Origin of the sequence: Micromonospora sp. NPDC047527, from assembly GCF_040643015.1 — a bacterium.
Classification (GTDB): domain Bacteria; phylum Actinomycetota; class Actinomycetes; order Mycobacteriales; family Micromonosporaceae; genus Micromonospora.
The window spans coordinates 517,987-544,694 of the sequence record NZ_JBEYTK010000002.1; the positions used below are offsets into that span (position 1 = coordinate 517,987).

Here is a 26,708-nt window from a genome sequence, read left to right on the forward strand (position 1 = left end):
ACGGCCCGATCAGCCCGACGGTTGCGGGCCGTCGTCGAACGCGACCCGCGTACCCGAGCGCTGGGCGGGTCGCCAGGCGCGCAGTGCCCGCTCGACCTGGATGGTGACCTGATAAGACACCTCCGGCAGGTCGGCCAGTTCGATCCGTTCGCCGCGCAGTGCCAGTTGGGCGTGCAGCTCCCGGGCGATGGTGTCGCGCAACTCGACCAGCAGGGGCGACAAGCCGTCCGGGTCGCCGACGACGTAGGCATCCGACATGGATCCAGCCTGCCTGCCGCGTCTGCTGTCTCGCCACGGTCAGTGAGATGTGCCCACGGGCTTGACCGCGCAGGACCGACTCCTGGTCGCCGAGGGGGTCCTGCGGCCCGGAACCGGCCAGCGCGATCAGCCGCCGAACCAGCCCGGCACGTCGAGGCGGAACCAGTTGGTCGAGGCCATCGTGCGCAGGTCGTCCTCGATGGCGTCGACCCGTTGCGCGCCGAGGGCGTCGACCCACTGCTCGCGCAGCCGGTCGAAGATCTCCGCCGAGCGGCGCAGGCCGTCGGCGCCTCGCGGTGTCACCCGGACCAGGCGGCGGCGGGCGTCCGAGGGGTCGTCGGCCCGTTCCAGGTAGCCGACGGCGACGAGGCGGTCGACCGTCTTGCCGGCCGCCTGCTTGGAGATGCCGAGCCGTTGACCCAGCTCGGTGGCCGTGGTGCCGTCCACCCCCACGGCCTGGAGCACGAAGCCGTGCAGCGGCCGTAGCTCGGGATGCCCCTGCCGGGCCAACTCGGCGTGCAGGTCGTCGATCAGCGTACGGAAGCCGGCCAGCAGGAGCAGTGGCAGCGCGAAGCCGGGCCGCGTGGGGTCAGTGGTTGTCATATTAGACAACCACCTTTACTATCTGGTAAACCACGTTGACTATCGTACGGGACGTGTCCTCGGCGTTCCGACCGACGCCGCGAGAGCAGGTAACCGTGCCCGTCTTCACCGCACACACCGCCGAGACCGCGCCCGCCGCCTCCCGGTCGACCGTCGAGGGGGTACGCCGTCAATTCGGCTGGCTGCCCGCGCCGGTTGCCCTGATGGCCGAGTCACCCCAGCTGCTCAGCGGCTTCCTCACCGCCAACAAGGGCTTCGAACAGACCGACCTCTCGCCGCTGGAGCGAGAGGTGGTCGTCCTCGCCGTTGCCACCACCAACGAGTGCCACGTCTGCGTGGCCCTGCACACCGGCACGCTCACCCGGCTCGGCGCGACCACCGAGCTGATCACCGCGCTGCGCGCCGGCACCGCGCTGCCCGAGCCCCGACTGGAAGCGCTGCGCCGCTTCACGCTGGCCGTGCTCGACCACCGGGGCGCGGTGCCCGACGACGAGCTGGACGACTTCCTGGCCGCCGGCTACCAGCCCCGGCACGCGCTGGACGTGGTGCTCGGCGTCGGGACGTACACCATCTCGACCTTCGCCAACCGGCTCACCCGCGCGCCACTCGACCCGCCGCTGTCGCCCCACGCGTGGACGCCCGCGGCCTGACTCGCCGTCGGCCCGCGCGGCCAGGTCGCTCTTGATCCACTCGGTTTCCGTAAAGTCGGTGTATCCCAGGCGGCAGGACACCCCGGTTTCGTGGACGTCGAGTGGATCAAGGCTGAGGGTCCGCCGACCGGCCGCTGCCCCCGGTCATCGCGGGCGTCACACCACCCGGCTTCGTCGGCGGCGCACCCCGTGCGGGAGACTGTGGCCATGGCGGCTCGTGGCTTCCCGTACACCGATCTGAAGGACTTCCTCGCGGCGCTGGAGCGCGCGGGGGAGCTGCGCCGGGTCGACGTCCCGGTCGATCCCACGCTGGAGATCAGCGAGGTGGTCACCCGCACGGTGCGGGCTGGAGGGCCGGCGCTGCTCTTCGAGCGTCCGACCCGGGGTGAGATGCCGGTGGCGATCAACCTGTTCGGCACCGAGAAGCGGATGGCGATGGCGCTCGGGGTGGACAACCTCGACGAGATCGGCACGCGGATCGGCGAGATGCTCAAGCCGGAGCTGCCGCAGGGCTTCTCGGGCATGATGGGCGGGCTCGGCAAGGTCATGCAGCTCAAGTCCATGCCGCCGAAGAAGGTCAAGACGGCACCCTGCCAGCAGGTGGTCTACCGAGGCGACGACGTCGACCTCAACCGGCTGCCGGGGTTGCAGGTGTGGCCGGGCGACGGCGGGATCTTCCACAACTTCGGGCTGACCCACACCAAGCACCCGGAGACCGGCAAGCGCAACCTCGGGCTCTACCGCCTCCAGCAGCACTCGCACAACACGATCGGCATGCACTGGCAGATCCACAAGAACTCGACGGCGCACCACGCGGTCGCCGAGCGGCTTGGGCAGCGGCTGCCGGTGGCGATCGCCATCGGCGCCGACCCCGCCGTCGCCTACTCGGCCAGCGCGCCGCTGCCGGCCGACATCGACGAGTACCTGTTCGCTGGTTTCCTGAGCGGCGAGCGGGTCGAGATGGTCGACTGCCTGACCGTGCCGCTTCAGGTGCCGGCGCACGCGCAGATCGTCCTGGAGGGCTACATCGAGCCGGGCGAGCGGCTGCCGGAAGGGCCGTTCGGCGACCACACCGGCTTCTACACGCCGGTCGAGCCGTTCCCGGTGATGCACATCGAGTGCATGACCATGCAGCGCGACCCGGTCTACCACTCGATCGTCACGTCCCAGCCGCCGCAGGAGGACCACGGCCTCGGTAAGGCCACCGAGCGGATCTTCGCGCCGCTGCTGCGTTTCCTGATCCCGGACATCGTCGACTACAACCTGCCGGCCGCCGGGGTCTTCCACAACTGCGCGATCGTGTCCATCCGCAAGCGCTACCCGAAGCACGCCCAGAAGGTGATGAACGCGATCTGGGGCGCGCACATGATGTCGCTGACCAAGCTGATCGTGATCGTCGACGAGGACTGCGACGTGCACGACTACAACGAGGTGGCCTTCCGTGCCTTCGGCAACGTCGACTACGCCCGTGACCTGCTGCTCACCGAGGGCCCGGTGGACCACCTCGACCACGCGTCGTACCAGCAGTTCTGGGGCGGCAAGGCGGGCGTCGACGCGACCCGCAAGCTGCCCACCGAGGGCTACACCCGCGGCTGGCCCGAGGAGATGACCATGAGTCCGGAAGTCACGGCCCTGGTCAACAAGCGCTGGAAGGAGTACGGCATCTGATGCCCGCCGCCGACAACTCCCGCGATCTTGCGCTTTCGGTCTCCGATTCGCCTCCTTCATCCCCTTCTGCCCCGGCAGAAAGTGCAAGATCGCGGGGGAGGGTGCGGGCCTTCCTGGACCTCGTCGCGATCGAGCATTCCGTCTTCGCGCTGCCGTTCGCCTTCCTGTCGGCGCTGACCGCCATGCAGGTTTCCGGCGGTCGGGTGCGCTGGTGGGACCTGCTGCTGATCACCGTGGCGATGGTCGGGGCGCGGACGTTCGCGATGGCCGCCAACCGGATCCTCGACCGGAGCATCGACGCGCGGAACCCGCGTACCGCCGGTCGGGAGCTGGTCACCGGCGCGGTGAGCGTCCGCACGGCCTGGACCGGCGCGGCCGTCGCGCTGGTGGTCTTCCTCGCCGCAGCCGCGCTGCTCAACCCGCTCTGCCTGGTGCTGGCGCCGCTCGCCGTGGTGCCGCTGGTGGTCTACCCGTACGGCAAGCGGTTCACCAACTGGCCGCACGCCATCCTCGCGATCGCCCAGGCGGTCGGCCCGGTAGGCGCGTGGCTGGCGGTCACCGGCACCCTGGACGGCTCCTGGCCGGCCTGGCTGCTGGGCGCGGCGGTCGGGTTGTGGATCGGCGGCTTCGACCTGATCTACGCCTGCCAGGACTCCGAGATCGACCAGGAGATCGGCGTGCACAGCGTGCCCGCCCGGTACGGCCGGCGCTTCGCGCTGCACGCCTCCACCGTGGCGCACGTGGTGACCTTCGGGCTCTTCGTCTGGTTCGGGACCCTGGTCGGGTTCGGCTGGCTCTGGTGGGTCGGCCTGGCGCTGACCGCCGTCGCGTTCGCCTACCAGCACCTGGTGGTCAGCCCGACCGACCTGAGCAAGGTCAACCGGGCGTTCTTCACCGCCAACGGGTTCGTCGGCATCGCGCTGTTCGTGTTCGCCCTGCTCGACCTGGTGGTGCGGCTCGACCTGCGCCCCTGACAGTTGCGATGGCGGCAGACGGCGGCGGTGCGCTCGGCACCGCCGCCGTTCGCGTGCTGCTACCCTCATTGTTCTAACAACACTAGAACAAGTATTCTTTAGGCATGCTCTTCCGCATCGACCCCTCGCTGGATGAGACGCTCTTCGCCCAGCTCGTCACGCAGGTACGCCTCGCCGTGGCCCAGGGCGTGCTCCAGCCCGGTGAACGGCTGCCCGCCGCCCGCGAGCTCGCCGCTTCGCTCGATCTCAACGTGCACACCGTGCTCCGGGCCTATCAACTGCTCCGCGACGACGGGCTGATCGAGCTGCGACGCGGTCGCGGCGCCATCGTCACCGCCCGGCCCGCCGCCGACCACGCGAAGCTGCTGGCCGCCATCGACGAGGTGGTGCGCGAGGCGCGTGCCCTGCGTTTCTCCCCGGAAGCCACCGCCACACTCCTCAAGGAGGCGTTCTCATCATGACCACCGGCACCGCGCCTGCCCGTGACACGCGTCGGCGGACGCGCCTCGTCGGCCTGACGGTCACCATCGTCGGCCTCGTGATCCTTGCCGTGGCCGCCGCTGTGGCCCTCTCCTGGCGTGGCGACCTGCCCGATCCGGTCGCGACGCACTGGGGAGCCCAGGGCAGCCCCGACGGCTTCATGTCCCTCGGCGCCTTCCTCTGGGCCGGCTTCGGCCTGGGCGCCCTCCTGGTGCTCGGCTTCGGCGCGGTCACGACGCTGTGGGGGCAGTCGGCCGTGAGCCGCCGCATCGGCGCGGCGACCACCATCTGGGTGGCGCTCTTCCTGGCCCTCGTGCAGCTCGGCGCGCTGCACGCCCAGCTTGGGCTGGCGGACGCTCGCGGGGCCGGCGACATCGGTGGGGCGATCACCCTGGCGACCGTCGGTTCTCTCCTGCCGGCCGTGCTCGTCGGCCTGCTCCTACCCGGTGACCCGCCTCAGCCGGCCGCCGCTCCCGTCTCGCCCGAGGCGTCCCGCGTCCCCCTGGCGGCGAGCGAACGGGCGGTCTGGATCGGGCACACCGGCGCCGGGCCGGGGATCGTCCTGGGCGCTGTGGCCATCATCTTCCTGGTCACGCTCGCCGTCATCATCGGTGTGTGGGGCCTGCTGATCGTCGCGGCCCTGCTGGCCGGGGTCTTCGTGGGGATGTTCGCCTTCACCGTCCGGGTCGACGAGACCGGCCTGCTGGTCCGGTCGTCGGCCGGCTGGCCGCGCACCCGGGTCCCCCTCGACGAGGTGCTCCGCGCCAGCGTCGTCCAGGTCCACCCGCTGCGCGAGTTCGGCGGCTGGGGCTGGCGGGTGGGCCGCGGCGGCCGGGTCGGCATCGTCCTGCGTGCGGGCGAGGGCCTGCTGGTCGAGCGGACCGGCGGGCGCTCGATCGTCGTCACGGTCGCCGACGCTGGCACCGCCGCCGCGCTGCTCAACACCCTCGCCGACCGGCACCGGCACGCCCGGTGACCCGGCGGCGCGCCCTCGTTCAGCTTCGGGACGCCGAGTACCTGTCGCTCTCCAGTGACCAGTCGATCGTCCCCCGCACCGAGCTGGCGATCCCCTCCACGTGCGCGGCCACCGCCGGGGCCAGCTCGGGGCCGAAGGACGGGACCGTGGCCCGCAGCTCCATGAACCGCCCCATCGTCGTGCGCCAGCGGTCCACCACCGCCTCCACGGCCCGATCGTCCGGCAGGCGCTGCTCCCGCGCGATGGCCAGCACCAGGTTGTGCCCGCCCGAGGTGACCCGATCCGTCTCCAACGACACCAGGTCGTTGAACCAGGAGAGCAGGTCGTTGCCCGTGGCCGCCAGCTCCCGCAGCGCCGGGTGGTGGTAGACGGCGTCCGGCAGCGCGTGACCGGTGACAAATTCGATCATGGTGTACGAGACGTACGCCGCCGAGGTGGCCCGGCGCAGCGCCACGTACTCGGTGACACCGGGAACGTGGCCCCGGGTCTTGTTCTCCGCCTCCGTCCGGTTGCCTGCCAGGTGGTGGGCGACGGCGTCGGCGAAACGCTGCTGCCAGGGCGGGGGCATCCGGGCCCGCGGCGCTCGCCACGCCTCCACGAGCATCCGGCGCAGCGGTCCCCGGAAACCCGCCGGGCGGGCGCGGGGGCCGTGGCGCAGCACGCGGAGCACCCCGTCCCGCAGCGCCGCGACGTCCGCGCCGCTGGCGCGGTGTGGCCCGTCGCAGGCGTCGTCGAGCAGGAAGAACCAGGTCCAGAGGGCGGCGACCGTACGCAGGTCGGCGGCGCTGGCGTCGGGGTAGAGCCGGCCGGCGTACCAGGCGATGCGACCGGCGTCCAACCCGCGCAGGGCGACGTCGTCCAGCGGCAGGTCGAAGCGGCGCACCCAGCCGGCCAGCCACTCCTGGGTCGCCTGGGCATGCGGTGAGCACCGGGAGGGAAGGGGACACTCGGCGCGTAGTGTGCGGGCTGCCGTCGCCGTCATCGGTCGCCCCTCCGGTCGCTGCACAGGGGTGATCCTCCCATCCGAACATGTCAGAAATCGGCTGCCGATGATGTCCGTCGTGGGCCGGGACGACGGCGGGCGGACGAGGGCGGGGGCCACGGCACGGCGCACACCCGGACCAGGCAGGCTGGGGGCATGCGCGAACCATGGGTGGTCGGGGTCTCCGGAGCCTCCGGAACGCCGTACGCGGCAGCCGTCGTCGGCGGGTTGCTCGACGCGGGGGAGTCGGTGGACCTGATCGTGTCCCGCGCGGCACGGCTCACCGTGCTCGACGAGACCGGCCGGGCGTTCCGCGACGCGCACTGGGCCGAGGACCTCGCGGCCTGGCTCGGCCGGGACCTGACCGGCGCGGACGTGCGGCACTGGCCGGCGGGCGACCTGGCAGCCGGGCCGAGCAGCGGCTCCTACCGGGTACGCGGAATGGCGGTGGTGCCGGCCAGCACGGCGGCCTGCGCGGGCATCGCGATCGGGCTCTCCAAGGATCTGCTGCAGCGTGCCGCCGAGGTCAACCTCAAGGAGCGCCGACCGGTGGTGGTGGTGCCCCGGGAGACGCCGGTGACCCGCAGCCACCTGGAGCACCTGATCGCGCTGCACGACGCCGGTGCGGTGGTGTTGCCGGCCAGCCCGGGTTTCTACGGCGCGGGCGCGGCGGCCAGCGCCCAGCAGTTGGTCGACTTCGTGGCCGGCAAGGTGCTGGACGCGCTCGGCGTGCCACACACCCTGTTCCGGCGCTGGTCCGGCCAACTCGGCGCGGGCAGGAGCTGAGCGGTCCGTCCAGCTGATCCGGCCCTGCCGGTGCCGTCAAAGCGGGACGCGGACCGGACTGGTGTCCGGTCCGCGTTACATTGTCCGCACCAGTTCAATACATGCCGGCGTTGGCCGGACCCGGCCCGGTGGAAGCGGCCGGCCCCACGTTGCGTGGCTTTCCGACCTCGTCCACCTCGTCAAGCATGCCCTCCCCCTCAAGCAGGGCTCGCACCTCGGATTCCCGAAAACGGCGATGCCCGCCTGGAGTCCGGATGCTTCCTATCCGGCCAGCCGCCGCCCATCGCGTCACAGTCTTCGGGTCCACCCGAAACAGCGCGGCGACCTCACCCGGTGTCAGCAGGCGATCTCCAGTGTCCACAGCCCCCTCCTCGCGTCGACGAAGCCCCTGGCTGAACACACTGCCCCCGGCTGGTGCGAGCCCAGAGCCGTCATGAGGGACGTATGGCAATTACAGCACCAGCGACCTGGCCTGTCCGCCAAACGCGAAAAATGCACTGAGTGGGAAGTTAGTAATGGTACTGGTGCAACCCCTGCCTTGACAGTCAGTTTGTGAACAGTTACTCACTGTTCTGTCCAACGGATGCCGAAGGCGTCTCGTTACGCCCAACCGGTTAAGGTCACTCTCCGTGGACGCCATCGACCTGAGCCTCGTCGACCTGCTGCGGGGAAACGCCCGCCTCTCGTACGCGGAGCTGGCCCGGCAGGTGGGCCTCTCCGCTCCGGCCGTGCACGAGCGCGTCGGCAAGCTGGAGAGCAGCGGCGTGGTCCGCGGCTACCGCGCGGACGTGGCACCCGAGTCGATCGGGCTGGGCGTCACGGCGCTGATCGGCATCGTCGAGGACTCCGGCGCGGACTCCGACGACATGCTGGAGTCGCTGCGGGTGCTGCCCGAGATCGAATCCTGCTACTTCATGGCCGGCGTCGAGTCGTTCCTGCTGAAGGCGCGGGTCGGCACGATCGCCGAGCTGGAGCAGTTGATCGTGCGGCTGAACCGGACCCCCGGGGTCGCCTCCACCCGGACGGCCATCGCCCTCTCCACCAAGTGGGAGAACCGCCCCCAGCCGGTGGGCCAGCCGCCCGCCTGACCCGCGTACCCCTGGTGTCGCCGCGCCGCGCGGCGGTAACGTGCGTCGATGACCTCGCCGGGACACGGCACGGCCGTGGTGACCGGGGCCGCCGGCGGCCTGGGCCGCGCCGTCGCCGCCGCGCTGCACGCCGACGGCTGGACGGTGCTGCTCACCGACCTCGACCCGGCCGCGGCGGCGGCTGCCGCCGCGCCGCTCGGCGGCTGGTCGGCGGCGCTGGACGTCCGTGACGAGGACGCCTGCGCCAGGATCGCGGCGACCGCCGCGAGCCGGGGCGGCCTCGGCCTCTGGGTCAACAACGCCGGCATCCTGGTCACCGGGCCGTCCTGGGAGCACGACGGGCCGACCCGCCGCCGGGTGCTCGACGTCAACACCCACGGGGCCATGAACGGCACCCTCGCCGCGCTGGCCGTGATGCGCGGGCAGGGCCACGGCCACGTCCTGAACATCGTCTCGCTGGCCGGGTTGATCGCCGCGCCCGGCGAGACGGTGTACGCCGCCAGCAAACACGCGCTGCTGGCGTTCAGCCTCGGCACGCTGAGCGACCTGCGGATCGCCGGGTACGGGCGGGTGCACGTCTCCTGCCTCTGCCCGGACGGCATCTGGACACCGATGCTGCACGACCGGCTGGACGACCCCGGGGCGGCGGCCTCGTTCACCGGGTCGATGCTGACCCCGCAGCGGGTGGCCGCCCGGGCGGCCCGGCTGGCTCGCCGGCCCCGCCCGGTGGTCAGCCTGCCTCGCTGGCGGGGCGCCCAGGTCCGACTGCTGGACACCCTGCCCCGGCTGGCCGTCGGGCTGACCCCCCTCGTCCAGGCCGTCGGCCGGGCCGGGCAACGCCGCCAGCTCCGCCGGACCGCCCCGCCGGACCGGAGCTGACCACCTCAGGCCTGCTTGCTAGGTTTCCGGCGTGACTCATCTCGACCGGTGTGACGAGGCCAATCGCGGCTGGGTGAGCGAGGCCATCGCCGCTGTCGAGGCGGACGCGAACCGTTCGGCCGACACCCACCTGCTGCCGTTCCCGCTGCCCCGCGCCTGGGGTGTCGACCTGTACCTCAAGGACGAGTCGTCGCACCCGACCGGCTCACTGAAGCACCGGCTGGCCCGCTCCCTCTTCCTCTACGGGCTCTGCAACGGCTGGATCGGGCCGAGCACGACGATCGTCGAGGCGTCCTCGGGCTCCACGGCGGTCTCCGAGGCGTACTTCGCCCGCATGCTCGGGCTGCCGTTCGTCGCCGTGATGCCGGCCTCCACGTCGCCGGAGAAGATCGCGCAGATCGAGTTCCAGGGCGGCCGGTGCCACCTGGTGGACGACCCGGCGAGCGTCGTGGTCGAGGCCCGCTGGCTGGCCGAGGACTCCGGCGGCCACTTCATGGACCAGTTCACGTACGCCGAGCGGGCCACCGACTGGCGGGGCAACAACAACATCGCCGAGTCGATCTACGCGCAGTTGGAGTTGGAGCGGCACGCCATCCCGGCCTGGGTCGTGGTGGGCGCCGGCACCGGGGGCACCAGCGCCACCATCGGCCGGTACGCCCGGTACCGCCGGCTCTCCACCAAGCTCTGCGTGGTGGACCCGGACAACTCCGCCTTCTACCCGGCATGGCTGGCCGGCGACTGGTCGGTGCGGACCGGCAGGGGCTCCCGCATCGAGGGAATCGGCCGGCCCACCGTGGAGGCGTCCTTCGTGCCAGCCGTGGTGGACCGGATGGTCCAGGTGCCGGACGCGGCCTCGATGGCCGCGATGCGCGCCGGTACGGCGGTGCTCGGCCGCCGGGTGGGCGGCTCCACCGGCACCAACCTGTGGGGTGCCTTCGGCCTGATCGCCGAGATGATCGCCGAGGGGCGGACCGGCTCGGTCGTCACCCTGATCTGCGACCCCGGTGACCGGTACGCCGACACGTACTACTCCGACGACTGGTTGGCCGCCCAGGGCCTCGACCTGGCGCCGCACGCGGCCACCATCGACCGCTTCCTGGCCAGCGGCGCCTGGCCGGCCTGAACGGCGGCTCGGTCAGCGTTCAGCGCGGGTCGATCCGTTCGGCCAGACCGGGGTAGCGCACCACGTAGCCGTCCGCGTCCACATCGATGTCGGCGGTGAAGGTGCCACTGGCGAACCGCACCCGCCCCGGCCCGAGCCCGGTGTAGATCTGCTCGGCCGACACCACCTCCAGGCCGGGCAGCAGCACCCAGGCGACGGTGATCCGGTGTGGCAGGTCAGCCGGTGTGCCGGCGAGCCCGAGTCGGCGCACCGGCAGGGCATTGAACAGCGGCGAGCCGCTCAGGTCGACGTCGAGCGCGTCGTCCAGCCGGCCGGGGTCGTCGGTGCCCGGCAGACCGGCCCGGGGATGCCCGGCCGCGACCAGCGCCGCGTCCAGGTCACCCTGCTCGGCGGTGGTCACCCGCCACCGGCCCGCCGCCCGCTCCAGCGTCACCCTGCGCAGCCAACCCGACCCCTCGGCCTCGACCTCGACCCGGGACGCGCTCCAGTCGGGCGCGGTGGCCACCTGGTAGCGGGCGGTGAAGGGCACCGGGTCGACCGCGAGCAACGTGCCCCGGGCCGACAACCCGTTGCTGTCGTCGAGCAGGGCCTGCTCACTGCCGGCGGTGTCCGTACGGGACCAGAAAATCGACTTCGCCATGGTCGCCATGAGCCGGACGTTACGCGACCGGACCGCCAATAGCAGCGCATGCGCGAACGCCGCCGCGAAGCGTCAGCTCCGCGACGGCGTCCGTCAGATCAATGGATCAGTGGGTACGCGCCGGCGGCCGCCCGCCGAAACCACGCCGGTCGTCGCGCGGCCGGTCGTCACGGGGCCGGTCGTCCCGAGGACGGCCCTCGGAGCGGTAGCCACCCCGAGTGTCCCGGTCCGCGAAACGCCGCTCGCCGGCCGGCCGATCGCCCCGGTCACCCTGCGGGCGGTCGCCAAAACGCCGCTCGCCGGTGGGCCGGTCAGCGCTGGGCCGGTCGCCATAGCCCCGGCTGTCCCGGTCGGCGTACCGACGCTCGCCGGTGGGGCGGTCGCCGTAGCCGCGCTCGCCGGTCGGGCGGTCGCCGTACTGCCGGTCGCCGGTGGGGCGGTCGCCGAAGCGGCGCTCGCCGGTCGGGCGGTCGCCGTACTGCCGGTCGCCGGTCGGGCGGTCACCGAAGCGGCGGTCGCCCTGCGGCCGGTCCGCCCGGTCACCGAACTGCTGGCGGTCGCCGAAGCGGCGCTCACCGGTGGGCCGGTCGCCGTGCTGCCGGTCACCGTAGCGCCGCTCACCCTGCGGGCGGTCGCCGTAACCCCGGCTGTCCCGGTCGGCGTACCGACGCTCGCCGGTGGGGCGGTCGCCGTAGCCGCGCTCGCCGGTCGGGCGGTCGCCGTACTGCCGGTCGCCGGTCGGGCGGTCGCCGAAGCGGCGGTCGCCGGTCGGCCGGTCACCGTAGCGACGGTCGCCCGTCGGACGGTCGCCGAAGCGACGCGGGCCGCCGGACCGGTCGTCGAAGCGGCGCGAGCCGCCGGAGCGGTCGCCGTAGCCACGAGGCTCCGCCTCCACCCGGACCGGGACGCCGCTGGGCTCGCGGGCGCCGATCAACTCGGCCAGCACCGGGTCGCCGAGCCGGACCCGGGTCTCGGCCGGTGCCACGCCGGCCTTCTCCAACATCGCGAGGGTCGTACGGCGCTGCTTGGGCAGCACCAGCGTGGCCACCGCGCCCGACTCGCCGGCCCGGGCGGTGCGGCCGGCGCGGTGCAGGTAGTCCTTCGGGTCCTTCGGCGGGTCGACGTGCAGGACGAGGGTGACCCCGTCGACGTGGATGCCCCGCGCCGCCACGTCGGTGGCGACCAGGACGTTCATCCGGCCCTCACGGAACTCGGCCAGGGTCTTCGTCCGCATCCGCTGGGTCTTGCCGCCGTGCAGCCCACCGGCGCGTACGCCGACCGCCGCGAGCTGCTCGACCAGCCGGTCCACGCCGAGTTGGGTACGGGCGAAGACCATGGTCCGCCCGTCCCGGGCGGCGATCGAGGCGGCCACCGGGAACTTCTCGTGCGGTGGGATCAGCAGCATGTGGTGGTCCATCGTGGACACCGAGGCGGTGGACGGCGCGGTGGAGTGGGTCACCGGGTCGCTCATGAACCGCTTGACCAGCGTGTCGACGTCGCCGTCGAGGGTGGCCGAGAAGAGCAGGCGCTGACCGCCAGCGGGCGTCTTCGCCAGCAGCTCGGTCACCTCGGGCAGGAAGCCCATGTCGGCCATCTGGTCGGCCTCGTCGAGCACCGTCACCTCGACGTCGTCGAGCTGGCAGATGCCCCGCTCGATCAGGTCGCCGAGCCGGCCCGGGGTCGCCACGATGATCTCCACGCCGCGTCGCAGCGCGTCGATCTGACGGTCGTACGGAACCCCGCCCACGGCGGTCTTGAGGAAGATGCCGACGGCCTTGCCCAGCGGCACCAGGGCGTCGTTGACCTGCATGGCCAGCTCGCGGGTGGGAACCAGGACCAGGGCGCGCGGGCGCATCGGCCGGGCCCGGTTGCGATTGGCCAGCCGGGCGATCATCGGCAGACCGAACGCGAGCGTCTTGCCCGACCCGGTCTGCCCACGGCCCAGCACGTCCCGGCCGGCGAGCGCGTCCGGAACGGTGGCCCGCTGGATCTCGAACGGGGCGGTTATGCCCTGCCGGGCCAGCGCGCTAACCAAAGCCTCGGGCAGGCCGAGGCCGGCGAAGTCGACCGCCTCGACGGTCTCGGGCGAAGCGGACTCGGCCGGCGTGTCCGCGCCCGGAGCAGGCTCGGTCAGGTCGGCGGCGGTCGCTACCGGCGCGGCCTCCGTCGGGGCGGTGTCGGGAGTCGCCGGGGCGGCGTCGTTCGCCACCGCACTGGGATCGAAAACGGACGTAACGGTGCTGGGGTCAGCAGAGGTGGTCAACAAATGCCTTTCGAGCGGGGCGCATCTTCGCGATGGCCTGCCGCGGCTGTGCCGCCGGATCGCCCGCAAGACCGCCCAGGGGCGCGCACCACACGCGCCGGGTCAGTGATCCCGACCAGTGTACGGCGGTTCGCCAGACTCGCCAGCGGGTTGGCCGACCGTAGTGGGCGGACTCACCATCGTTACTGCTCTGCGACTCAGCCGTTGAGGACGCTCCCCACCAGGCTGTCCATGGCGTCGTTGGCCAGCAGGACGACCAGCACGCTGATCGCCACCAGCAGCCCCAGAGCGGCGATCAGGACGATCACCACCCGCGTGTTGCGGGACCGCTCGGCCGGGGTGTCCGCCCAGCCCTGCGCCAGGATGTGCCCGGTCAGCGAGCCGGAATTCTCCACCGCCCCGTTGGCTGGCAGCGCGATCGTGGTGAAGCCCGGCCCCTCACCGCCGCCGTAGACGGTGCCCGGCAGCTCGGCGCTGCCATCGCGCCCCGTGGGGCGAGTGGCGGCCGCCGTACCCCGCCCGGCGCGGTCACCCGCCGGGTAGGTCGAGGGCGCGGCCGTTCGGGCGCCGCCGGTGCCGCTCGGCGAGGGCGCGCGGCTGGTGGACGGCGAGGGGACGCCAGTGGTGGACGGCGAGGGAGTGCCGGTGCCGCTCGGCCGAGGAGCGCTGGTAGTGGATGGCGGCCAACTGGGCAGCGCGGGCGCGGGCACCACGGGCGCGGCGGCACCGGGTGCCTCGGCCCACGGACCGTTCGGTGCTGGCGGTGTCGCGCCCGGTGCCGACTGCGCCACGGGCGGAGCCGACTGCGCCACGGGCGGGGCGGGCGGCGTCGCAGGCGGGGCGGGCGGCGTCGCGGGTGGTGTCCACCGCACCCCGCTCGGAGCCGACTGTGCCGCGCCCGGGGTCCGTTGCGTCGTGCCGTTCGCGGACGGCCAGCCGGCCGGCGGCGCGGAGACCGATGCGGTGGCCCGTACACCCGGGGTGTTGGTCATCCCCGGGGGTGGCGGAAACGGTGGCGCCGGCCGGGGGCCGGGCGGCGGTGGCGGCGCGGGCAACGGCGGGCCGGGCGGGGGCGTCGACGGCCCGGGAACGGGCGGCGTCGGCGGGCCCGGGATGGGCGGCAGGGGCGAGGGCGGCGGCACGGGTGGACCCGGGACGGGCGGCGGCGCGGGGCCGGGCTGCGGCGGAGGGACTGGCTCCGGCGTCGGTGCCGGGCCGGGCGGGTACGGCCCCGGGCTGGGCGCGGGCTCCGGCTCACCCGGGCCGGTCGGCTCGGGCCTCGGAGGCGTCGGTCCCGGAGGCGTCGGTCCCGGAGGCGTCGGCCCCGGGGTCGGCGGTGCGGGAGGCTGGGCTGGCTCCGGAGGCTGCGCCGGCTCAGGCGGCTCGGGATTCACCGGCCCGGACCGGTACACGGCGGGCGTGCTGGCGTGGGGCTCCGGCGTACCCCCGGTGGAGGCCGCGAACCGGCTGCTCTCCGGCACCGTGGCGCTGGCCCGGGCCGGGGCGGTCGAGCCCTCCCGCTGGCCGGGCAGCGGGAGGCTGGCGGGGCTGGCCGAGCCGGTCGCCCGGTAGGTGGTCGCGGTGGCCGGGGCGCTGACCGGGAGGTCACCGGTCAGCGCCGAGACGGTCGCGACACTGGCCCGTGCTCGCACCGGGACGGCGGTCGCCGGGCCAGGGGGAGCATCGTCGGCCCCCGGGCGCCCGCCATCCATCTCGGGCGCGCTGCTGCCCGCATCGCCGTCGGGCGTGCCCTCGACGGCCGAGCCGGCATCGGTGCTGGTCGCCGGATCAGCCGCGCCTGGCTCCGGCGGGTCGGCCCGATCGACGACGGGGTCGACAGTCTCCGCCGGATCTCTCTGCTCGGCCATCTCCGCCCTCCGCGCCATGCTCGCACCCGAGCCCGTGACGTTCGGACCGGATGTGCCTGGTTGTCACGGTGCCACAGATCGTCCCAGGCGGACAGCCAGAGCCGGCGGTGGCGAGTCAGCTGTCGGTGCTCGGGCTGCCCGCCGGGCTGTTACTGGTGGTCCCGTCCCGGCTGGTCTCGGGCGTGGCGGGCGCCGACGCGGTGGCCGATGCGCTGGCCGGTGCCGTGGTCGGCGGCGTCGGCAGGGTCGTCGGCCGGCCGCCGGGGCTGGTCGTCGGGCTCGGCGTGGTGCTGCCGGTCGGCGTCGGGCTGGGTGTGTCGGTGGGCGTCGGGCTGGTCGACCCGGTCGGCGTGGGCGTCGGCTTCGTGGTCGGCGTCGGTGTGGTGGTCGGCGTCGGCTTCGTGGTCGGGGTCGGGGTCGGGGTGGGCGTCGGCCGCACGGGCGGCGGGGTCGGCACGGCCGGGGCCGGCACCGCGCCGATCACCCGGGTGGCGGCGTAGAGCCGGGACCAGCGGACAACCGAGATCTTGACCACGTCACCGGTGGTGGGCGCCTGCACCATCTTGCCGTTGCCGATGTACATGCCGACGTGGTGGATCGTCGTCCAACTGCTGCCGGAGGCGAAGAAGAGCAGGTCGCCGGGGAGCAGCGCGCTCTGCGGCACCGTACGACCCCGGGTGGCCGCGTACTGGTCTCGGGCAACCCGGGGCAGGTTGAAGTAGTCGGCGCCGCGCGACCGGTACGCCGCCCACATCAGGCCGGAGCAGTCGAACGCGTCCGGCCCCTCCTCCGACCACTTGTACGGGTCGCCGAGTTGGGCGAGCGCGTACCGGACGGCGGCCAGCGCGCGTGGGTGCGCGGCCATCCCGCTGATGTTCTGACCGGTGACGTAGCCCGCGCCGAGCTGCTGCTCGGTGGCTTCCTGTAGACGCTCGATCTCGATCAGTTGCGTGGCGTTGTTCTTGCGGAGGGTGAGCAGGCTGGTCTCGGCCGCGCGCAGCGCCGTCTCGCCGGTGGTGAACTCCGCCTGGGCTGCGTCGACCGCGGCCTTGGCCGCGGCGTGTGCTTCGTAGGCCTTCTGCTCGCCGGCCCGTGCCCGCGTCAGCTCCCCGGTCACGCCGGTGGTGGCGCCCTCGACCTTTTCGCCACGGTTGATCCGGTGGAGGCGGCTCAACCCCTGGATGTCGTCGACGAAGTCGCCGGGGGGCAGCGCGGCGGCGGCCTTGACGGCGTCCGAGGCGGCCGCGTCGGCCGCCTGCTGGGCACGGAGCACGGCATCCTGCGCGGTCTCCAGCGCCTTGCCGGCCGCTTCGAGTTGGGCCTGCGCAGCGGTGCGTTTCTGCTGGCTCTGTAACAGCCCGTCGCCGAGGAGGCCGACCTGACTCTCGGCGGCGGCGATCTGGGCGGCCAGCGGGCCCGCGCCGACGTTGACCACCGGTGGGACGGTGCCGACGGTGCCGGGCGCGCCGCCGGGAAGCCGGAGCTGGCCGACCGCCGCGGGCCGGGAGCCGGTGTCCGGCACCGTGGTGGGCACGGCGGGGTCGGCGTACGCGGGGGTGGCCAGCACGGCGGCGGCGATCGCGCCGAGCAGGGCTGCCCAGAGCTTCGGCCGCAGCACCGGCGAGATCACCGGGCTCCGTCGTCGCTGCCGTCGCCCGCGCTCGCTGTCGACCATTCCGCTCCCGTCCAGTGCTCGCCGCCACGCTCGGTAGGCGCGGCCGTCGGGGCAGACCAGTGTGTGAGTTCCGCCCCACCCTGTCTTACCGCACCCGCCCGGTGATGTCGATGCGTGGCCGGGTTACGGGAGGCTGAGAGTCTGTTGAATGGGTCGCTGGGCCTGTTGGGTGGATCGCTGCCGCCGACCGTGCCGCCGCGACCATCGGAGCGCCGACGTACGCTCGACCGGGACCGCAGGTGGAAGGGACGTGCCATGGACGCCGGACTCAAGCGCGAGCTCGAAGCGAAGGTGTACGCCGGTGAACGGCTGACCCGGGAGGACGGGGTCGCGCTCTACGAGAGCGACGATCTGACCTGGCTGGGGCGGTTGGCGCACCACAAGCGCACCGAGCTGAACGGTGAGCGGGTGATGTTCAACGTCAACCGGCACCTCAACCTGACCAACGTCTGCTCGGCGTCCTGTGCGTACTGCTCGTTCCAGCGCAAGCCGGGCGAGAAGGACGCGTACACGATGCGCATCGACGAGGCGGTCCGCAAGGCCAAGGAGATGGAGGATGAGCAGCTCACCGAGCTGCACATCGTCAACGGCCTGCACCCGACGCTGCCGTGGCGCTACTACCCGAAGGTGCTGCGCGAGCTGAAGGCGGCGCTGCCGAACGTCAAGCTCAAGTGCTTCACCGCGACCGAGGTGCAGTGGTTCGAGAAGATCAGCGGCCTGAGCGCCGACGAGATCCTCGACGAGTTGATGGACGCCGGCCTGGAGTCGCTGACCGGCGGTGGCGCGGAGATCTTCGACTGGGAGGTCCGCCAGCACATCGTCGACCACGCCTGCCACTGGGAGGACTGGTCGCGCATCCACGCCCTGGCGCACAGCAAGGGCATGAAGACCCCGGCGACCATGCTGTACGGCCACATCGAGGAGCCCCGGCACCGCGTCGACCACGTGCTGCGGCTGCGGGAGTTGCAGGACGAGACCGGTGGCTTCGCGGTCTTCATCCCGCTGCGCTACCAGCACGACTTCGTGGACTCGGCGGACGGCAAGATCCGCAACCGGATCCAGGCGCGCACCACGATGGCGTCGCCGGCCGAGTCGCTGAAGACGTTCGCCGTCTCCCGTCTGCTCTTCGACAACGTGCCGCACGTGAAGAACTTCTGGGTGATGCACGGGCTGTCGGTGGCTCAGCTCTCGCTGAACTTCGGCGTGGACGACCTGGACGGCTCGGTCGTCGAATACAAGATCACGCATGACGCCGACTCGTACGGCACCCCGAACACCATGCACCGCGACGACCTGCTGCACCTGATCTGGGACGCCGGTTTCCAGCCGGTCGAACGGGACACCCGCTACAACGTGGTCCGGGAGTACGACAAGGCGCCGTCGCTGGCCGAACGCCGCGCCGAACCGCAGCAGGTCTGGGCCTGAGCCACCACGTACCCTCGCAGTCGATGACCGAGCAGCGCGAGTCCGAGAAGCAGGGCGGGTTTCCCCGCCGAGACGACCAGGGGCGGGTCCGTACCCTGGCCGACCTGCTCGGCGTGTGCCTGGCCGGTCTGATCATCGGCGTGTTGGCGCTCGTGCTGTTCGAGTTGGCGTTCGCCATGTTCGGTGCCGGCGACTTCGGTCACACCAACGGTTGGCTGGCCGTGATCCTGCCGGCCTGGTTGTTCTGGGACGACTTCCGGGCCTGGGAGTTCGGCGCGGCCCGGGTGGTGGCGGCTCTGGTCGCGGCGGCCGTCGGGGTGGTCTCGGGGCTGCTGATCGCGGGGCTGGCCTCCGGGTTGCCGCCGCTGCTGTCCGGGGCGTTGGCGGCGGCGGCGTTCACCGTGGCGTACGCGGTGGTCTGGTTTCCGGGTGTCCGCTGGCTGGCCCGCCGGACCGGCTGACCCCGACCGCCCGCCGGGCGAGTCGATCTTTCCGCCGCAGGGCGGGCGAGCTAGGGAACGGATGTGGTGCAGGTGAGCGCGGCGGTCAAGTACACGCTGGGCCGGCTCGGGCTGTTCGTCGCCGTGCTGGCGGGCCTCTGGTTCGTCGACATGGACATTTTCCTGAAGCTGATTCTGGCGCTGGCGTTCTCGGCCGCGCTCTCCTTCTTCCTGTTGCGTGGCTTCCGCGACGACATGGCCGAGGAGATGGCCGAGGCGGCGGAGCGCCGCCGTGCGGAGAAGGAGCGCCTGCGCTCCGCCCTAGCCGGCGACGACCAGCCCTCCACCGACCAGCCCACCACCAACCCCACCCCTCCCACCGACGAGCCCCCGCGTTGATCAAGAGGTTCGCGTCACCGGGAGGCTGTCCCGTGACGCGAACCTCTTGATCACCCCCGATAGGTCAGGAGGGGTCCCGATGGGGCCGGTCACCAGTTGGTGGAGCCGGGGACCCGGGGCCAGGGCTTTGACGTGGGCTTGATGAGGTACGCGATGCCGCCCGAGCCGCCGGAGACTCCGCCGGTCGCGTTGGTGCGCTTGGTCCGCAACCAGATCTGCTCGAACTGGGCACGCTTGTAGACGTTGCGCACCACGTCGTTGCTGGACGAGGCGGGGTCGTTGACGATGACGTCGCCCTCGGCGGTGAAGCCGACCACCACGAACAGGTGCCCGGACGTGCCGTAGTTCGCGCCGTCCAACTCGCTGGCCAGGAACGACTGGCTGGTCACCACCGGGATGCCGGCGGCGATGAAACGCTCCAGTTCGTCGAGTGAGTGCAGCCGGGTGACCCGGCCCTCCAGTCCGGGGAAGCTGGCCGCGTACGCGGTGTTGAACGGCCAGTTGCCCGCGCCGTCGTACGCGTAGTCGAAGACCATCCGGGCGGCGTGGTTGACCGTCGGGTCGGGGTAGGTCGGGTCCACCCAGGAGGTGTCGGCCGCCGACGGCCTGCGCCCCCAGTACTCGACGACCATCTCCGCGGAGGTGGGCGAGCACCACGCCTCGCCGCCGCCGTCGTACTCCGGGTAGTGCCCACTGTGCACGTTCTGCGAGTAGCGCGGCACCGGCAACTCGACGCCCCAGGCGATGTGCCCCGCGCTGGGCGGGACGGTGAACCGGTCCGGCACGTTGGAACTCATCGCGCCGAGCATCCGGACCACCGGCGAGGCCGTCTGCCCGGGTGCCCGGTAGAGGGTCAGTCGCAGTTGGTACGACCGCAGCAGCACCCCGGCGTCGGCGTCGTCGATGCTGAAGGTGTCGGTCCAGATCGTCGACCAGGGATCACCCTGCCGGTTGACGCTGGCCCGTTTGATGTCGGTGTCGCCGGAGGCCCAGCGACCCATGACGTACCAGGGGGTCTGGTCGCCGCTGGTGTAGCTGCCCTGCATCTCCACCTGGATCCAGGTGCCGGCGGGGGTCTCGGCGTTCCAGGAGGCGATCAGTTCGGTGGCGTCGAAGCCGATCCGGGTCACCGGCGAGGTCCAGGTGCCGTACTCCCAGGTGCGGGTGGCGCCGGTGTGCGGATCGGCGTACTCGATGGTGCCGGCCGGGCGGGCCAGGGTGACGCCCGCTCGCGCCCCGGGCACGACGCGGGTGCCGGCGCTGCTGCCCCGGTGCCAGTCGGCGGGCCCGGACCAGTCCTGGAAGGTGATCCGCTCGTCGTGGGCGGGAGCGGGTGGTCGACCCGCTGTGGCGGGGGCTGCGGGGGCGAGCAGGGTGAGCGCGCTGACGCCCGCGAGGGCGGCCGCGTGCAGGCGGGATCTGGCCATGGGTGCTCCGCGGTGTCGAGAGGTGCATCGTCGCTGGTCAGTGTTCCGCGCGGAGGGAAGTTTCGCCAGTGGGTGCTGGGAAGAAAATCATTGCCGCAGCGATGGTGAATCTGGGATGCACAAGGCAACGACGGATATTGATTCGACCATGTGGCTGGTGATGAAGTGTGCATCACCGAGCGGGATGTCCCGCCCTTCGAGGAGGTAGTACATGGCCCTCCGCACGCCCACACCTCTCCGCCGTGCCCTGGCGCTCGCTGTCGTCGCCGGGCTGGGCATCGTCACCGTGGCCGCCGGACCCGTCGCCGCGAAACCGGCACCGGATCGCACCGCCGAGTCGGCCGCCGCCGGCTACCGGGTGCTCGGGCCCCGGACCCTCGCCGACCGCAACGCGGTGGCCCGCACCGGGGCCGCCATCGACTACTCCGAGCACGGGGTCCTGCACATCTCGGCGACCGCGAGCGAGGCCGCCGCGATCGGCCGGCTCGGATTCCGCCTGGAACCGCTGACCCCGCCACCGAACGCCGAACGCGGCGCCGGTGAGGTGGGCACGTTGGCCTTCCCGCCCGCCGACTCCAACTACCACGACTATGCCGAACTGACCGCCGTCGTGAACCAGGCCGTGGCCGACCATCCGGCCATCGCCCGCAAGATCAGCATTGGTACGTCGTACGAGGGCCGCGACCTGATGGCCGTGAAGATCTCCGACAACGTCGGCACCGACGAGAACGAGCCGGAGATCCTGTTCAACGCCCAGCAGCACGCCCGTGAGCACCTGACCGTCGAAATGGCGATCTACCTGCTCAACCTCTTCACCGACAGCTACGGCAGCGACTCCCGGATCACCAACATCGTCAACAGCCGGGAGATCTGGATCGTGCCGACCGTCAACCCGGACGGCAGCGAGTACGACATCGCCACCGGCTCGTACCGGTCCTGGCGCAAGAACCGCCAGCCCAACAGCGGCTCGTCCAACGTCGGCACCGACCTGAACCGCAACTGGTCCTACAACTGGGGTTGCTGCGGCGGCTCGTCCGGCTCGACCTCGTCGGAGACCTACCGCGGCCCGTCGGCGTTCTCCGCCCCGGAGACGCAGGCGCTGCGCAACTTCGTCAACAGTCGCGTGGTCGGCGGAACCCAGCAGATCAAGGCGAACATCGACTTCCACACGTACTCGCAGCTGGTGCTCTGGCCGTACGGCTATACCACCGCGAACACCGCGGCCGGGATGAACGCCGACCAGTACAACACCTTCGCCACCATCGGCCAGCAGATGGCGGCCACCAACAACTACACCCCGCAGCAGTCCAGCGACCTCTACATCACCGACGGGGACAGCATCGACTGGATGTGGGCCACCCACAACATCTGGGCGTACACCTTCGAGATGTACCCGGGCTCGGCGAGCGGCGGCGGCTTCTACCCGCCCGACGAGGTGATCCCCGCACAGACCAGCCGCAACCGCGAGGCCGTGCTGATGCTCAGCGAGTACGCCGACTGCCCGTACCGGGCCATCGGCAAGCAGGCGCAGTACTGCGGCGGCGGTGGTGGCGGCACCACGGTCTGGTCCGACACCTTCGAGACCGCCACCGGGTGGACCATCAACCCGTCCGGTACGGACGCCGCCACCAGCGGAGTGTGGGAGCGGGGTGCCGCCCAGGCGACCACCTCCTCCGGCGCCAAGCAGCTCACCCCGTACGCCGGCGCCAACGACCTGGTCACCGGCCGGCTCGCCGGCTCGGCGGCCGGTGACTACGACGTCGACGGTGGCGTGACAAGTGCCCGGTCCCCGGCGGTGACCCTGCCGTCGTCGGGCACGCTGACCCTCTCGCTGGCCTGGTATCTGGCACACGGCTCGAACTCGTCGTCAGCCGACTACCTGCGGGTGAGCGTGGTGCACAACGGCGGCACCACCGCGCTGCTCACCCAGGCCGGCGCGGCGACCAACCGCAACGGGAGCTGGGCGGTGGCGAACCTCAACCTCACTCCGTACGCCGGCCAGTCCGTGCGGATCCTCGTCGAGGCCGCGGATGCCTCCGGCGCGAGCCTCGTGGAGGCGGCTGTGGACAACGTCACCATCACCGCCTCCTGATCGGGTGGGGCCCCGTTCCGCCCCTGCGGGGCCCCACCACCCGCTCCGAGCCTCCAGATCCCGCGGTGCGCTACCGTCTTAGCGACCACTCCGCAGCGAAGCCGGTGCGATACCGGCGCTGTCCCGCAACTGTGATGCCCCGCCTGACGGTGGGGACAAGCCAGGTCGCCTGCGGATCGGTCGCGACACGCGCTCTCGAGGAAGGGCGCCTCGTGGGCGGGCGTACGGAAGCCCTGTCGGCGAAGCAACACTCCTCGACCGACAGGAGGCCCCATGTTCAGACGTACCCCCCGGCTCTTCGCCGCGACCCTCGCGGTCGCCGCGCTCGCCCTCGGCGCCTGCGCCGAGAAGACCACCGACCAGCCGGCGCCCGGCGTCGGTTCGGCGACCGCCAGCTTCCCGGTGACGGTCGGCTCGCTCACCCTCGACAAGCGGCCCGAGAAGATCGTGTCGCTGGCGCCCACCGCCACCGAGATGCTCTTCGCCATCGGTGCCGGCCCGCAGGTGACCGCGGTCGACGACCAGTCCAACTACCCGGCTGACGCGCCCAAGACCGACCTGTCCGGCTTCCAGCCCAACGCCGAGGCCATCGCCAGCAAGAACCCCGACCTGGTGGTGATCTCCGACGACCGGAACAAGATCGTCGACCAGCTCGGCAAGCTCAAGATCCCGGTGTACCTGACCCCGGCGGCGACCACGCTTGACGACTCCTACCGGCAGATCACCGATCTGGGCACGCTTACCGGGCACGCCGACCAGGCCACCGACGTCACCACCCGGATGAAGGACGACATCGCCAAGCTGGTCAAGGACGTGCCGCAGCGCGCCGAGAAGCTCACCTACTTCCATGAGCTGGGCCCGGAGCTCTACAGCGCGACCAGCAAGACCTTCATCGGCTCGATCTACGACCTGGCCGGTCTGACCAACATCGCCGACCCGGCCGACGCGGACGGCAAGAGCGCCGGCTACCCGCAGCTGTCCCAGGAGTTCATCGTCAAGGCCGACCCCGACTTCGTCTTCCTGGCCGACGCCAAGTGCTGCCAGCAGAGCGGCGACTCGGTCAAGGCCCGCAGCGGCTGGGCCGGGGTCACCGCGGTGAAGAACAACCAGGTCGTGGCGCTGGACGACGACATCGCCTCCCGGTGGGGCCCACGGATCGTGGACCTGCTCCGGGTTGTCATCGACGCGGTCGCCAAGGTGCCCGCGTGATCGACGTCCGTCGGTGACCGGACTGCTTCCGGTGGCCACCCCGGCACCAACCACGCGGCCGGCCGGGACGCAGCTCGCGTCCCGGCCCGCCGGCCTGCGCAAGCGCTGGTTGGCTGCCGGGGTGTTCGCGGTGCTCGTCGCGCTCGTCGCCGGGGTGTCGCTCGGCCCGGTCAGTCTGCCGCCGGGCAGCGTCGCCGCCGAGCTGCTCAACCTGATCCCCGGGGTGCACCTGGAGAGCGGGTTGACCGAGCGGGAAATCGCCATCGTCACCGAGTTGCGGCTGCCCCGGGTCGTGCTGGGCCTGCTCGTCGGTGGCCTGCTCGCCCTGGCCGGCGGCTGCTACCAGGGCGTGTTCCGCAACCCGCTCGCCGACCCGTACCTGCTCGGGGTGGCCGCCGGCGCGGGCCTCGCGGTCACCGCGGTGATCGCCCTCGGCGGCGCCGGCCGGCAGGGCGCGATCTCCGGGCTGCCGCTGACCATCCCGTTGGCCGCTTTCGTCGGGTCGCTGCTCGCCGTGACGATGACCTACCTGCTCGGCGCGGCCGGCGGCCGGAGCCGGTCCCCGGCGATGCTGATCCTGGCCGGGGTCGCGGTCTCCGCGTTCCTCTCCGCCGGGCAGACGTACCTGCTGCAACGGCACTCCGACACCATCCAGTCCGTCTACTCCTGGCTGCTGGGCCGGCTGGCCACCGCCGGCTGGCACGACGTGCTGCTGGTGCTGCCGTACGCCGTGGTGACCACCGTGGTGGTGCTGCTGCACCGCCGCGAGCTGGACGTCCTCGCGCTCGGCGACGACGAGGCGCGCAGCCTCGGCCTGCACCCGCAGCGGTCCCGCTACCTGCTGATCGCCGCCGCGTCGTTGGGCACCGCCGCCGCCGTCTCCGCGACCGGCCTGATCGGCTTCGTCGGCATCATCGTGCCGCACACCGTCCGGCTGCTCGCCGGGTCGAGCTACCGGGTGATCCTGCCGCTGTCGATGCTGTTCGGGGCGGCGTTCCTGGCCCTGACCGACGTGGTGGCCCGCACCGCCGCCGCCCCGGCCGAGGTGCCCATCGGGGTGGTCACCGCCCTGCTCGGCGGCCCGTTCTTCGTCCTGGTGCTGCGCACCGCCCGGCGGGTGCTCACATGAGCCCCGAGCCGGCCGGCGTGCCCGCTCCCCGCCAGGCCGGTGCGACGGCGGTCGAGGTGCGGGGGTTGCACGTCAGCCTGGGCGGCACCCCGATCCTCACCGGCGTCGACCTGACCGTCGCCGTCGGCGAGTGGGTCACCGTGATCGGCCCGAACGGCGCCGGCAAGTCGACCCTGTTGCGCGCCGTCGGCGGCCTGCTGCCCGCGCCGGGAGCGATCACCCTGTTCGGTACGCCGAGCGCCGAACTGCGCCGCCGGAACCGCGCCCGGGTGGTGGCCACGGTGGCACAGTCACCGGTGGTGCCACCCGGCATGTCGGTGCTGGACTACGTGCTGCTCGGCCGTACCCCGTACATCCCGCCGCTGGGCCGGGAGTCGGCCGCGGACGTGGCCGCCGTGCACGAGGTGCTCGACAGGCTGGACCTCGTCGGCTTCCACCGCCGCGAGCTGGCGACCCTCTCCGGCGGCGAACGGCAGCGGGTCTTCCTGGCCCGGGCGCTCGCCCAGGGCGCGACGCTGCTGCTGCTCGACGAGCCGACCAGCGCGCTGGACATCGGCCACCAGCAGGAGGTGCTGGAACTGGTCGACCAGCTCCGCCGCGCGCACGGCCTGACCGTGCTGGCCACCATGCACGACCTCTCCCTGGCCGGCGAGTACGCCGACCGGATGGTGATGCTGGCCGACGGTCAGGTGGTGGCGACCGGCACCCCCCGCGAGGTGCTGACCGAACACCTCCTGGCCACCCACTACCGGGCCAGCGTCCGCGTCGTCCCCGGCACCCACGGCCCCCTGGTGGTCCCCGTCCGCCCTCGCTGACGGGGGCGGTCAGTCCTCTTCCGGGCCGAGGTCGATCACCGAGAAGAGGGCGCCCTGCGGGTCGCGTAGGGCGGCGAACCGGCCCGTCGGGATGTCGCGGGGTGGGACGAGGATGGTTCCGCCCAGCTCGGCGGCGCGGGCCGCGGCGGCGTCCGCGTCGGTCACCGCGAAGTACACCGTCCAGTACGCGGGCAGGTCGGCCGGGAAGTCGTCGGCCAGCGGCGGCATCATCCCGGCGACGATCCGCGCACCGAGCCGCCACCCGGTGTACGTCATTCCGCCGACCGGCTGTTCGTCCGGCTGCCAGCCGAACACCAGCTCGTAGAAGACCTTCGCGCCCTCCGGATCGGGGGTGACCAGCTCGTTCCAGCTCATGGCGCCGGGCACGTTGAACACCTCGGCGCCGGGCATCGCCAGCGGCTGCCAGACGCTGAACGTGGCGCCCGCCGGGTCGGCGAAGACCGCCATCCGGCCCCGGTCGAAGACCTCGAACGGCGGCACCACGACCTGCCCGCCGGCCCGCTCGACCCGGCCGGCGACGAGTTCCGCGTCGTCGGTGGCGAGGTACGTCGACCAGATCGGCACCTGATCGGGAATCGCGGGCGGTCCCACTCCGGCGACCGGCTGCCCGTTGAGCAGGAAGACGGTGTAGCCGCCCGCCTCGGGCTCCGGTGTCACCCGTCCGGTCCAGCCGAACAGCTCGGGGTAGAACCGCCGCGCGTCGGTCAGATCCGGGGTGGCCAGGTCGGCCCAGCAGGGCGTACCCGGCGGGACGGTGCTCACGTCAAGACCCCTCTCGGCCGGGGCGGCCACGGCGGCCCCCTGCGGGAATCCTGGCACCGTCCCGCCGCGGCCCGGG

Annotated in this window: 28 protein-coding genes and 1 riboswitch; of the genes, 17 read left to right on the forward strand and 11 right to left on the reverse strand. The window is 72.4% G+C overall.

Annotated features, from left to right (window positions below; all coding sequences use genetic code 11):
- Positions 1–9 precede the first annotated feature (9 nt).
- Together ABZ808_RS11265 and ABZ808_RS11270 are read right to left on the reverse strand one after the other, a co-directional pair.
- Positions 10–258: a hypothetical protein gene (locus ABZ808_RS11265; protein ID WP_357003840.1), complete on the reverse strand. Its 249-nt coding sequence runs from the start codon at positions 256–258 to the stop codon at positions 10–12.
- A 126-nt stretch (positions 259–384) separates the two neighbouring features.
- Entirely contained in the window at positions 385–861 is a 477-nt protein-coding gene (locus tag ABZ808_RS11270) for a MarR family transcriptional regulator (RefSeq protein WP_357003844.1), read from the reverse strand.
- Between the two features lie 53 nt (positions 862–914).
- On the opposite strand from ABZ808_RS11270, the gene ABZ808_RS11275 reads away from it, so the two are divergent.
- From ABZ808_RS11275 to ABZ808_RS11295, 5 genes are all read left to right on the forward strand, one after another.
- Positions 915–1,511 (forward strand): carboxymuconolactone decarboxylase family protein, encoded by a 597-nt coding sequence (locus tag ABZ808_RS11275; RefSeq protein WP_357003847.1) that lies wholly within the window; start codon positions 915–917, stop codon positions 1,509–1,511.
- 207 nt (positions 1,512–1,718) lie between these two features.
- Positions 1,719–3,179, forward strand: a complete 1,461-nt coding sequence (locus ABZ808_RS11280) for a menaquinone biosynthesis decarboxylase (RefSeq protein WP_357003849.1) — start codon at positions 1,719–1,721, stop codon at positions 3,177–3,179.
- The gene (gene mqnP, locus ABZ808_RS11285) at positions 3,179–4,153 is read left to right on the forward strand and encodes a menaquinone biosynthesis prenyltransferase MqnP (protein WP_357003852.1); all 975 of its coding nucleotides are present in this window, start codon (positions 3,179–3,181) and stop codon (positions 4,151–4,153) included. The genes ABZ808_RS11280 and mqnP overlap by 1 nt, the downstream gene beginning before the upstream one ends.
- Before the next feature lie 104 nt (positions 4,154–4,257).
- Positions 4,258–4,614, forward strand: a complete 357-nt coding sequence (locus ABZ808_RS11290; protein ID WP_124854291.1) for a GntR family transcriptional regulator — start codon at positions 4,258–4,260, stop codon at positions 4,612–4,614.
- Positions 4,611–5,609, forward strand: coding sequence for a DUF1648 domain-containing protein (locus tag ABZ808_RS11295; RefSeq protein WP_357003855.1), 999 nt, complete (start codon positions 4,611–4,613; stop codon positions 5,607–5,609). Before ABZ808_RS11290 ends, ABZ808_RS11295 begins: the two co-directional genes overlap by 4 nt.
- Positions 5,610–5,628: 19 nt before the next feature.
- Here the strand turns inward: ABZ808_RS11295 and ABZ808_RS11300 are convergent, their stop codons facing one another.
- The gene (locus ABZ808_RS11300) at positions 5,629–6,591 is read right to left on the reverse strand and encodes a terpene synthase (RefSeq protein ID WP_357003857.1); all 963 of its coding nucleotides are present in this window, start codon (positions 6,589–6,591) and stop codon (positions 5,629–5,631) included.
- 156 nt (positions 6,592–6,747) lie between these two features.
- Here ABZ808_RS11300 and ABZ808_RS11305 point away from each other — a divergent pair, with 156 nt between their 5' ends.
- Positions 6,748–7,377: a UbiX family flavin prenyltransferase gene (locus ABZ808_RS11305; protein WP_357003859.1), complete on the forward strand. Its 630-nt coding sequence runs from the start codon at positions 6,748–6,750 to the stop codon at positions 7,375–7,377.
- 94 nt (positions 7,378–7,471) lie between these two features.
- Here the strand turns inward: ABZ808_RS11305 and ABZ808_RS11310 are convergent, their stop codons facing one another.
- The gene (locus ABZ808_RS11310; RefSeq protein WP_007454516.1) at positions 7,472–7,738 is read right to left on the reverse strand and encodes a BldC family transcriptional regulator; all 267 of its coding nucleotides are present in this window, start codon (positions 7,736–7,738) and stop codon (positions 7,472–7,474) included.
- 268 nt (positions 7,739–8,006) lie between these two features.
- On the opposite strand from ABZ808_RS11310, the gene ABZ808_RS11315 reads away from it, so the two are divergent.
- From ABZ808_RS11315 to ABZ808_RS11325, 3 genes are read left to right on the forward strand one after another with little or no spacing between them, the layout of a single operon-like run.
- The gene (locus ABZ808_RS11315) at positions 8,007–8,465 is read left to right on the forward strand and encodes an Lrp/AsnC family transcriptional regulator (protein ID WP_357003862.1); all 459 of its coding nucleotides are present in this window, start codon (positions 8,007–8,009) and stop codon (positions 8,463–8,465) included.
- 48 nt (positions 8,466–8,513) lie between these two features.
- Positions 8,514–9,344: an SDR family oxidoreductase gene (locus ABZ808_RS11320; protein ID WP_357003865.1), complete on the forward strand. Its 831-nt coding sequence runs from the start codon at positions 8,514–8,516 to the stop codon at positions 9,342–9,344.
- A gap of 31 nt (positions 9,345–9,375) precedes the next feature.
- Complete coding sequence (locus ABZ808_RS11325; protein ID WP_357003867.1) at positions 9,376–10,467, forward strand: PLP-dependent cysteine synthase family protein; 1,092 nt, start codon at positions 9,376–9,378, stop codon at positions 10,465–10,467.
- 19 nt (positions 10,468–10,486) lie between these two features.
- Here ABZ808_RS11325 and ABZ808_RS11330 read toward each other — a convergent pair whose 3' ends face one another.
- The 4 genes from ABZ808_RS11330 to ABZ808_RS11345 form a co-directional block, all read right to left on the reverse strand.
- Positions 10,487–11,107, reverse strand: a complete 621-nt coding sequence (locus ABZ808_RS11330) for a putative glycolipid-binding domain-containing protein (protein WP_357004822.1) — start codon at positions 11,105–11,107, stop codon at positions 10,487–10,489.
- A gap of 106 nt (positions 11,108–11,213) precedes the next feature.
- Positions 11,214–13,241: a DEAD/DEAH box helicase gene (locus ABZ808_RS11335; RefSeq protein WP_357004825.1), complete on the reverse strand. Its 2,028-nt coding sequence runs from the start codon at positions 13,239–13,241 to the stop codon at positions 11,214–11,216.
- A 326-nt stretch (positions 13,242–13,567) separates the two neighbouring features.
- Complete coding sequence (locus ABZ808_RS11340; protein ID WP_357003870.1) at positions 13,568–13,765, reverse strand: hypothetical protein; 198 nt, start codon at positions 13,763–13,765, stop codon at positions 13,568–13,570.
- A gap of 133 nt (positions 13,766–13,898) precedes the next feature.
- A complete protein-coding gene (locus ABZ808_RS11345) occupies positions 13,899–14,237 on the reverse strand; it encodes a hypothetical protein (RefSeq protein ID WP_357003872.1) in 339 nt (112 codons plus the stop codon).
- 48 nt (positions 14,238–14,285) lie between these two features.
- Between ABZ808_RS11345 and ABZ808_RS11350 the strand changes: the two genes are divergently transcribed.
- Entirely contained in the window at positions 14,286–14,942 is a 657-nt protein-coding gene (locus tag ABZ808_RS11350) for a hypothetical protein (RefSeq protein WP_357003875.1), read from the forward strand.
- Between the two features lie 411 nt (positions 14,943–15,353).
- Here ABZ808_RS11350 and ABZ808_RS11355 read toward each other — a convergent pair whose 3' ends face one another.
- Positions 15,354–16,913: a C40 family peptidase gene (locus ABZ808_RS11355; protein ID WP_357003877.1), complete on the reverse strand. Its 1,560-nt coding sequence runs from the start codon at positions 16,911–16,913 to the stop codon at positions 15,354–15,356.
- 255 nt (positions 16,914–17,168) lie between these two features.
- Here ABZ808_RS11355 and mqnE point away from each other — a divergent pair, with 255 nt between their 5' ends.
- From mqnE to ABZ808_RS11370, 3 genes are all read left to right on the forward strand, one after another.
- The gene (gene mqnE, locus ABZ808_RS11360; RefSeq protein ID WP_357003880.1) at positions 17,169–18,338 is read left to right on the forward strand and encodes an aminofutalosine synthase MqnE; all 1,170 of its coding nucleotides are present in this window, start codon (positions 17,169–17,171) and stop codon (positions 18,336–18,338) included.
- A 23-nt stretch (positions 18,339–18,361) separates the two neighbouring features.
- Positions 18,362–18,799 carry a hypothetical protein gene (locus ABZ808_RS11365; RefSeq protein ID WP_357003883.1) on the forward strand — a complete coding sequence of 146 codons (438 nt, stop codon included), beginning with the start codon at positions 18,362–18,364 and terminating at the stop codon, positions 18,797–18,799.
- A 72-nt stretch (positions 18,800–18,871) separates the two neighbouring features.
- Positions 18,872–19,177, forward strand: coding sequence for a DUF4229 domain-containing protein (locus ABZ808_RS11370; RefSeq protein ID WP_357003885.1), 306 nt, complete (start codon positions 18,872–18,874; stop codon positions 19,175–19,177).
- A gap of 89 nt (positions 19,178–19,266) precedes the next feature.
- On the opposite strand, the gene ABZ808_RS11375 is transcribed toward ABZ808_RS11370, so the two are convergent.
- Entirely contained in the window at positions 19,267–20,604 is a 1,338-nt protein-coding gene (locus tag ABZ808_RS11375) for a C39 family peptidase (RefSeq protein ID WP_357003887.1), read from the reverse strand.
- 211 nt (positions 20,605–20,815) lie between these two features.
- Between ABZ808_RS11375 and ABZ808_RS11380 the strand changes: the two genes are divergently transcribed.
- The 4 genes from ABZ808_RS11380 (at position 20,816) to ABZ808_RS11395 (ending at position 25,849) form a co-directional block, all read left to right on the forward strand.
- Positions 20,816–22,696 (forward strand): M14 family zinc carboxypeptidase, encoded by a 1,881-nt coding sequence (locus ABZ808_RS11380; RefSeq protein WP_357003890.1) that lies wholly within the window; start codon positions 20,816–20,818, stop codon positions 22,694–22,696.
- 43 nt (positions 22,697–22,739) lie between these two features.
- Positions 22,740–22,888: riboswitch (cobalamin riboswitch) on the forward strand.
- 81 nt (positions 22,889–22,969) lie between these two features.
- Positions 22,970–23,905, forward strand: a complete 936-nt coding sequence (locus ABZ808_RS11385) for an ABC transporter substrate-binding protein (RefSeq protein WP_357003892.1) — start codon at positions 22,970–22,972, stop codon at positions 23,903–23,905.
- Positions 23,906–23,927: 22 nt separating this feature from the next.
- Positions 23,928–25,034 (forward strand): iron ABC transporter permease, encoded by a 1,107-nt coding sequence (locus ABZ808_RS11390; RefSeq protein ID WP_357004827.1) that lies wholly within the window; start codon positions 23,928–23,930, stop codon positions 25,032–25,034.
- Complete coding sequence (locus ABZ808_RS11395) at positions 25,031–25,849, forward strand: ABC transporter ATP-binding protein (RefSeq protein ID WP_357003894.1); 819 nt, start codon at positions 25,031–25,033, stop codon at positions 25,847–25,849. Before ABZ808_RS11390 ends, ABZ808_RS11395 begins: the two co-directional genes overlap by 4 nt.
- A gap of 9 nt (positions 25,850–25,858) precedes the next feature.
- Here ABZ808_RS11395 and ABZ808_RS11400 read toward each other — a convergent pair whose 3' ends face one another.
- Positions 25,859–26,632: a VOC family protein gene (locus ABZ808_RS11400; RefSeq protein WP_357003897.1), complete on the reverse strand. Its 774-nt coding sequence runs from the start codon at positions 26,630–26,632 to the stop codon at positions 25,859–25,861.
- Positions 26,633–26,708: the final 76 nt, after the last annotated feature.

What these genes read in the sequence shown, in the direction of transcription:
- ABZ808_RS11265 (WP_357003840.1), bottom strand. Translation starts at nt 258, where the DNA reads ATGTCGGATGCCTACGTCGTCGGCGACCCGGACGGCTTGTCGCCCCTG.
- ABZ808_RS11270 (WP_357003844.1), bottom strand. Translation starts at nt 861, where the DNA reads ATGACAACCACTGACCCCACGCGGCCCGGCTTCGCGCTGCCACTGCTC.
- ABZ808_RS11280 (WP_357003849.1), top strand. Translation starts at nt 1,719, where the DNA reads ATGGCGGCTCGTGGCTTCCCGTACACCGATCTGAAGGACTTCCTCGCG.
- mqnP (WP_357003852.1), top strand. Translation starts at nt 3,179, where the DNA reads ATGCCCGCCGCCGACAACTCCCGCGATCTTGCGCTTTCGGTCTCCGAT.
- ABZ808_RS11290 (WP_124854291.1), top strand. Translation starts at nt 4,258, where the DNA reads ATGCTCTTCCGCATCGACCCCTCGCTGGATGAGACGCTCTTCGCCCAG.
- ABZ808_RS11295 (WP_357003855.1), top strand. Translation starts at nt 4,611, where the DNA reads ATGACCACCGGCACCGCGCCTGCCCGTGACACGCGTCGGCGGACGCGC.
- ABZ808_RS11300 (WP_357003857.1), bottom strand. Translation starts at nt 6,591, where the DNA reads ATGACGGCGACGGCAGCCCGCACACTACGCGCCGAGTGTCCCCTTCCC.
- ABZ808_RS11305 (WP_357003859.1), top strand. Translation starts at nt 6,748, where the DNA reads ATGCGCGAACCATGGGTGGTCGGGGTCTCCGGAGCCTCCGGAACGCCG.
- ABZ808_RS11320 (WP_357003865.1), top strand. Translation starts at nt 8,514, where the DNA reads ATGACCTCGCCGGGACACGGCACGGCCGTGGTGACCGGGGCCGCCGGC.
- ABZ808_RS11330 (WP_357004822.1), bottom strand. Translation starts at nt 11,107, where the DNA reads ATGGCGAAGTCGATTTTCTGGTCCCGTACGGACACCGCCGGCAGTGAG.
- ABZ808_RS11355 (WP_357003877.1), bottom strand. Translation starts at nt 16,913, where the DNA reads ATGGTCGACAGCGAGCGCGGGCGACGGCAGCGACGACGGAGCCCGGTG.
- mqnE (WP_357003880.1), top strand. Translation starts at nt 17,169, where the DNA reads ATGGACGCCGGACTCAAGCGCGAGCTCGAAGCGAAGGTGTACGCCGGT.
- ABZ808_RS11365 (WP_357003883.1), top strand. Translation starts at nt 18,362, where the DNA reads ATGACCGAGCAGCGCGAGTCCGAGAAGCAGGGCGGGTTTCCCCGCCGA.
- ABZ808_RS11375 (WP_357003887.1), bottom strand. Translation starts at nt 20,604, where the DNA reads ATGGCCAGATCCCGCCTGCACGCGGCCGCCCTCGCGGGCGTCAGCGCG.
- ABZ808_RS11380 (WP_357003890.1), top strand. Translation starts at nt 20,816, where the DNA reads ATGGCCCTCCGCACGCCCACACCTCTCCGCCGTGCCCTGGCGCTCGCT.
- ABZ808_RS11385 (WP_357003892.1), top strand. Translation starts at nt 22,970, where the DNA reads ATGTTCAGACGTACCCCCCGGCTCTTCGCCGCGACCCTCGCGGTCGCC.
- ABZ808_RS11395 (WP_357003894.1), top strand. Translation starts at nt 25,031, where the DNA reads ATGAGCCCCGAGCCGGCCGGCGTGCCCGCTCCCCGCCAGGCCGGTGCG.